The organism is Thermodesulfobium sp. (assembly GCF_053498235.1).
On record NZ_JBRCUV010000002.1, the window covers coordinates 1 to 5779 of the forward strand.

The 5779-nt window shown below is 31.9% G+C and carries 5 protein-coding genes and 1 pseudogene; 1 reads left to right on the forward strand and 5 read right to left on the reverse strand.

Annotated features, from left to right (window positions below; all coding sequences use genetic code 11):
- From ACWIUX_RS00060 to ACWIUX_RS00080, 5 genes are all read right to left on the reverse strand, one after another.
- Positions 1 to 1487, reverse strand: a 1487-nt coding sequence (locus ACWIUX_RS00060) for a metal-dependent hydrolase (RefSeq protein ID WP_448588676.1), incomplete at its 3' end; no start/stop codon positions are given.
- Positions 1484 to 2089, reverse strand: coding sequence for a TolC family protein (locus ACWIUX_RS00065; RefSeq protein ID WP_448588677.1), 606 nt, complete (start codon positions 2087 to 2089; stop codon positions 1484 to 1486). The genes ACWIUX_RS00065 and ACWIUX_RS00060, both read right to left, overlap by 4 nt.
- Positions 2086 to 3141: a hypothetical protein gene (locus ACWIUX_RS00070; RefSeq protein WP_448588678.1), complete on the reverse strand. Its 1056-nt coding sequence runs from the start codon at positions 3139 to 3141 to the stop codon at positions 2086 to 2088. The genes ACWIUX_RS00065 and ACWIUX_RS00070 overlap by 4 nt, the downstream gene beginning before the upstream one ends.
- Positions 3142 to 3200: 59 nt before the next feature.
- A complete protein-coding gene (locus ACWIUX_RS00075; protein ID WP_448588679.1) occupies positions 3201 to 3905 on the reverse strand; it encodes a hypothetical protein in 705 nt (234 codons plus the stop codon).
- A 66-nt stretch (positions 3906 to 3971) separates the two neighbouring features.
- Positions 3972 to 4880 carry an MSCRAMM family protein gene (locus ACWIUX_RS00080; RefSeq protein ID WP_448588680.1) on the reverse strand — a complete coding sequence of 303 codons (909 nt, stop codon included), beginning with the start codon at positions 4878 to 4880 and terminating at the stop codon, positions 3972 to 3974.
- A gap of 257 nt (positions 4881 to 5137) precedes the next feature.
- On the opposite strand from ACWIUX_RS00080, the pseudogene ACWIUX_RS00085 reads away from it, so the two are divergent.
- A pseudogene (locus ACWIUX_RS00085) lies at positions 5138 to 5779 on the forward strand (Rpn family recombination-promoting nuclease/putative transposase); the annotation flags it as partial.

The window sequence follows — 5779 nt, forward strand, 5'->3', positions numbered from 1 at the left end:
TCATTCTCAATATTCTTTACTGCTTGTTCTGAAATTAAATTATCAGCTAATAATTCTTTATTGTATTTTAATTCTCTTTCTTTAGCTTCAATCTTTTCTTTGTAGTTAGTTCTTATCTTTGCAATATCGTTATTCAACTTAGAATAGTCTATATTTGATTTCTTGTTTTCTAACTCTAATGTGTCAATATCCTTTGATGAAACGACTAGTAAATCACCTTTCTTTACCTTCTGGCCAATCTTTACCTTGATATCTGACATATCAAGAGCACTAAAGCTTATCTTAATTCTGTGTGTATCATCAGAAATGTCATCAGCAGTAGCAGTTTTATTTGTTTTGTTGTAGTTCAATTCTCCAGCGTGTGCAATTCCAGTTTCTATTGGCTTCTCAAATCGCAATGCTAACTTTCCGCTTGTGATGTGTGTATTTCTTAACCTGTCAAGGTCGTCTAACCTTGCAAATTGCAATTCTAAATGCTTTTGATTTTGCTTTATTGGGTTGTATTCAGTAGGATAAGTAGTTACGTGATAGTGTTCATCATCTGTGTAAAGATCTCCTGTGATATACACACTTGTATTTGGATCTGAGATCTTACTATCAAGCATAGAGATTATCTTTTTAATATTTGTGTTGTGAACTGAAACAGTTTGATTTGATAGTATTACCTTAGCTCCTGTTTTTTCTTCCATAGAGAAAGGTTGGATCTGATCGGTTAAGCCTTTACCTACACTATAAAGTTTACCTGTTTCCAAATCTTCAACCACAACTGAATTCGCACCTATCCAGCCTATAGCCTTAAAATCTTTGTCTATTCGTTCGTGTGTTATGTTGTGGATACCTTTCACGTGAACAAGAGTTATATTCTCTGATGATTCATACTTTACATCAGATAAAGCACCTACTGGATTTTGAATTATTGAGTGAATTATCTTTTTGTAGCTATCAATTGGTAATAACAATAGAAAAAGTATCAGAAAAATTAGCGCTAAAATCTTCTCAGCTTTTGAACCGCGCACAAAGCCCCTGAAAGAACTATCTTTCTTTGTGACAAGAGAAAATCTTATAAATGCTGGAAATAATAGCCTTACTCCTGACACAGAGAAGCTCTCACAAATCATATGAGAAATAACGCCTATTACTGAACAGGTTATATAGATAAAATCAAGCCTTATTATATATGCGAAGGTATAGCTAAATATTGAAAACACTATTAGAAATAAAATCGAGTTAAAGAAATCTTTGAAGTCTATATAAGAGATATTTTTAGACAACCAAGAAAAGCCTAATTTTTCTGTTAATTTTTTATCCAGACTTTCAAGATTGTATCTTGTATACAAATATTGGGCTACATCTGGAGTAAAGCAAATTAGATTGCCAATTACTGCCATCAAGTAAAAGAATATGTTCACTTTCACGTCATACGGTAAAAGTATTCTGAAAAGTTGAACAAAAAAAAGCGAGAAAACTAAATGAGTGTATAGGCTCATCTTGACAGCTCCATTTCTTTTATTTTTATATCATCATTATTTTGATATATTTTTGATTTAATGTCAATTAATTCTGACTGCACCCTTTCCACCTCATCCCTGGTAATAAGTCCTGCATCAAATCTATTTTGCACTATCTTTTCTTGCGTTTCCTTTAGTCTTAGCTGAGCCTTTAGGCTTTCTAGTAAACACTTTAGCCTTTCAATCTCATTTATTTTAGCCGTGTATTCAATCTTTAGCTTTCTCTCTATATCATCTAAGTTTGATTGTTTTTGCTTTACTTCAATCTCAGCAAGTTTAATCTTTTCTTTGTTTGTATTCGTGTTAAAGAATAAATCCGTAATGTTTCCTGATACTGATACACCTGATGTGATATATCCTTTTCCTGGATCATATCCTGAGTGATAATGTATCTCTGGCTCTGATGCTTTCTTTAATTCTTTTTTTTGGATATCTAAATTTATTTTTGCCTTTTCTAACTCATTTAGTGCTGTTATGTATTGATTATTGCGGCTAATATACTCATCACAAGTAATTAACTCGTTTGCAAAGGCAATTCTTGTTATGAAAACAATTAAGAAAATAGTTAAAAGTAGTCTCATATTGTTATACCAAGAAATAGTTTTTTATTTTGAATGTTTGCAGTCAGAAACCCATTAACATCAGATATCTTAAATACCCTTATTCCTGCTTTAAGAGTTAGCGACTTATCATAATAAGATAATCCTACAATCTTATTTTTATCACTTGCAGATAACTCAAATGTTGTGCTTATATGATGATTTTGTCTTGCTATGTTTGAATAAAAACTAGTTGTAATTGGCTCGTCATCGTTTCCTAAATCCTTCTCTACTGATACAGAGAATAAAGCACTGCCATTTGTCTGGATATTAAATGAGATGCTGTTATTAAAGTCAGAAATATTAAAATACTTGTCTATCATAAGAGTAGATAATAACTTATTTGATTTTGTTATAGTGTGCCTTATATTAAAGCCAAATATACTTTTATAGCTTGATATCTGATATGTTGGATAACCTTTATTAAAATTTGTTGATAGACTAGATTTAACACTAAAAAAGTTAACTTCCTGGCTGATATAAAGGCTTTTTTTATTTGTTACTTCAGAGTTTACGGTTGAGAAGTAATTTTCTATCCTTAGCCTTTTGTGTTCAAATTTATTATATATGCTGCTGCCTGTAAGTGCTTTTGTATTCTTGTCAAACTCCGATCCGATTGAAGTAGTAAATTCATTATTAACGTATCTAGTCCCAAAAATTAATTTCTCAGTCTTTTTATCTTTATCAGTGCTGTCTATATAGAAATAGTGAAGTCCATCTTCATCAGAGTTATCAGCTACAGCAAAATAATATTGTTGTAGATATTTTGATTTTGGAGTTGATAGTAGATTTCTTCTTTCTTCGTCTGGATACTGATAAACACTTCCTGTGAAGTATTCAAAGCCTTTATCTTTCTCTTTAAATGATATTCCCTGACCTGACTTCTGATAGTGTCCACATTGTATTGAAGTGTCACCTATTGAATAAGTCATATAGTCAGTTTCTGCGCTAAAGTTAATTTTATTATATGTTATTTCTGCGTTTAAAATTTTTGCATCTGCTATATTACTAAATGAAATTAAAAAAATTAACAAAATAATCCACATGATATCCACAAGTTATCAACAACTTATCCACAGACTTGTCAACAATTTTAGATACTCTTTCTTAAATACTGGTAATATATGAACCTAAATAGGAAAAACATTGCGCCCATTGAGCCAGCAAAAATATACGTATCTTCATCGTTTAAACCAAGAGCAATGAATCTAAGCATTATAAACACAAAGCCAAAACCAAGAAGTATAGGCACAATTGAAATATATCTTGCTCCTTCATATCTTAGAGAATGCAGTGGTTCGCCTTCAGTGTAGCGCCTTGCTAATTCTTCTGCACCGTTTAGATTGCCGCAGGCAAGCGTATATATATGATATGCTTGCCTATTTGAAATCTTATACTTTTTCTCAATATATTTGATAATTTTATCCTTCTCGCCAAAAAGCTTTATCTCTTTTCCATTATTAAAGAACGTAGGAATGATTTTACCACTAGGTACAGTTGTGCAGCTTGTATATACATCGCTATTTTCAAGCATTGCTTGAAGGAATATTGCGAAACTATCTGTAAGTTTTTCACCGTGATTAATATAAAAAGGCAAATTTATGCTCTTTAACTCTTCGGCTAATTCATAGTGCGTCAACCCTTTTGTTTCAACATTAAGATTTTTCAAGATGTATTTGATGCAGGTAATAGGTGGAGTAGGATTGTCTATATATATACCATATCTCTTTTTCTCCATCCCTTTTATGTATTTTTCACCTAATCCTGAATTGTTTAAGATATAATAAAAAGTACCCATTTTTTCCTCCATTACAATCTTTATTATCTGCTGGCTAGCCAAAGAGACTAGCCAGCATTGTATTTCTTACTTGGCTTGTAGCGTTATAGTTTGCAAAGCAAGTGTAGTATTAGCATTTGGAATTATTACTTCTCTTATTGGCTTATATCCTGATTTAGTTACTCTGATAGGAACTTGCAATGTGCCGTTAGCAGGAACTTGCAAGCTAAATTCACCATTAGCATTTGTAACTGTTTCAGGATATCCTGTTTCTCTAATAGGAGCTGTTACCTTAGCATTAGCAATTGGATTGCCTGCAAAGTCAAGAACTTGTCCTGTAATAGTCGCTGTTGTAGTTGGTAGAACATCTACTGTTATATTTTCATTTGAAATTGAAGTAGTAGCATTACTTACTTGAAATTCACCTGTAGCCTTTGTGTTTAAAATTCCATGTCCTAATGCTCTTACGAAGTAGGTATAAGTAGAAGAATCAGAAGGCTTTATAGCTTTGAGTGTATATGTCCCGTCCTGAGCAGTAGTTGCTTGATCTATTACATATTTAGCAAGGTTTGAGTTTCCAAATCTTGGGTCTTGTTTCATTAATTGAACCTTAACACCACCAATACCGTTACCGCTAGCATCCATAACCTTACCTGTTACTTCAACAGTGCCAGAAGCAGAAACTGCTTTTATAGTAACATTTTTGTTTTTGGTAGAAATAGTAACGGATTTGTCAACTCCAACATATCCTTGTTCTTTAACCTCGACTGAATAACTTCCAGCATTGACATTTTGAAAGAGAAACCTACCTGCACTGTCAGCTGTTACTTCCTGTAACACATTTCCAGAGCTATCCTTCAAGTCAACGGCTGCGCCGGAAAGAGTAGCGCCAGTCTCAGCATCAATAACTTTGCCCTTGATATCCATTGCAAATGCTGCATTTGCAGTCAGAAGCAAGCAAGAGCCAGCAAGTAAAGCACTTTTTAACTTATTCATTTCGAACCTCCATAATATTTTGTTTGTTTTTAAAGCCAAAAACTAAGTGAGCACAAGCAAATTGCATCACCCCTTTTGATTAATTGTCAATATAGTAAATTAAAAATGACAAATAGTCAATAGATAATTTGTCAATAATAGAATGGAGGGTGTCCTTTATTATGCCAAGCACCCTGCTTGGTAGCTTTTAAGAACGTCAAAAGCAATACACCCCGAGCAAGATGCTCAGGGTACTATGAAAAACTTCCTCAAGAACGTTTATAAAAAAGTTTTTTCCATATGATGTAAGAAAAAACATAGATATAGAATCTCTTAAGCTAATAGACAACGAAAAATTATCAAAAGAGTATAAGAAATATCAATTGGACATATCTTTTGAATGCAACTTTAATGGAAATAAGTCTATGTTATACATAATATTTGAACACAAGTCAGACTTAGACAGATTTGTCCTTCTTCAGATACTAAGCTATATGGTAGTAACATGGGAAACAAATTTAAAACAAAATAAAGAAATGATACCCATAATCCCTATAGTCTTTTATCATGGAAAGAAAAAGTGGAATATATCAGAAGATTTCTTAGATCAATTCAAATCAATAAAATCTGATAAAGACCTTTCTTTTATCAAAAGATATCTACCAAAATTTAAATACATACTGTTTGATACAAACAGTATTTCAGATGAAAAGATAAAGAAAGATCTAAAAGAAAACATAAATTTATTTTTTTCAATTGCAGCTATGAAATATGCTAAGAGCAATTTTATAGAGCCCTTAAAAAACTTTTTTAGTTTAATTTATAATATACTAGAAACTAATAAGAACTTTTCAATTGAAGACATAGTCTCTATACTGAACTATATTGCTATAAATTATGGATTAGAAAGAACAAACCAG

Excerpts from the sequence above, each read along its gene's own strand:
- ACWIUX_RS00080 (WP_448588680.1), bottom strand. The coding sequence starts at position 4,880 with ATGAATAAGTTAAAAAGTGCTTTACTTGCTGGCTCTTGCTTGCTTCTG.
- ACWIUX_RS00065 (WP_448588677.1), bottom strand. The coding sequence starts at position 2,089 with ATGAGACTACTTTTAACTATTTTCTTAATTGTTTTCATAACAAGAATT.
- ACWIUX_RS00075 (WP_448588679.1), bottom strand. The coding sequence starts at position 3,905 with ATGGGTACTTTTTATTATATCTTAAACAATTCAGGATTAGGTGAAAAA.